Source organism: Paracoccus cavernae (assembly GCF_042430175.1).
Taxonomy (GTDB): Bacteria; Pseudomonadota; Alphaproteobacteria; order Rhodobacterales; family Rhodobacteraceae; genus Paracoccus; species Paracoccus cavernae.
In genome coordinates this window covers 1-669 of the sequence record NZ_JBHMDZ010000019.1, presented here as the reverse complement: position 1 = coordinate 669, position 669 = coordinate 1, and the positions used below count along the sequence as shown (strand labels likewise).

Below are 669 nucleotides of genomic sequence, written 5' to 3'. Positions count from 1 at the left end.
GGAGAAGAGAATGAGCGACGTTGACGCCAAGGAACTCGACCGTCTGTTGCAGCAGGCTTTCGATACGGCGAGCAAACTTTATCAGGACCGCGGCTTCCAGCGCCGCGTCGGTTTCGGCAAGCGTCCGGCGCTGGTGAGCGTCGATCTCGCCAATGCCTGGACGCGTCCGGGCAATCCCTTCACCTGCGATCAGGAGAAGATGGACAACGAGATCATCCCGGGCATGCAGAAGCTGCTGAAGGCCTTTCGCGCGCAGAACCTTCCGGTGATCCATGTCACCACCGCCTACGAGATCACCGACCGCAACGCGCCCTTCACCGACATGGGTCTTTGGCACGACAAGATCCCCGTCGATGTCGTCGATCTCGCCAAGCCCGAGCTTTGGGCGATCGACAGCCGCATCGCGCCGGTGGCGGGCGAATACACGCTGCTCAAAAAGCGCGCCTCGTCCTTCCACGGGACCGAGCTTGCCGGCATCCTGCGCGCCAACGGCGTCGACACGATCCTCGTGACCGGCGTGACGGCCTGCGCCTGCGTGCGCCAGACCATCTGTGACGGGATCGCGGACGGCTTCCGCACCATCGCGGTCAAGGAAGCGATCGGGGACCGCGTGCCCGGCGCGGTGGCGTGGAACCTCTTCGATATCGACGCGAAATTCGGGGACGTCCA

At 64.0% G+C, this 669-nt stretch carries 1 protein-coding gene; it reads left to right on the top strand.

Features of this window, described 5'->3' with window-relative positions; translation table 11 throughout:
* Positions 1–10: 10 nt before the first annotated feature.
* A partial coding sequence (locus ACFFUC_RS12445; protein WP_377686687.1) for an isochorismatase family protein occupies positions 11–669 on the top strand: 659 nt, incomplete at its 3' end.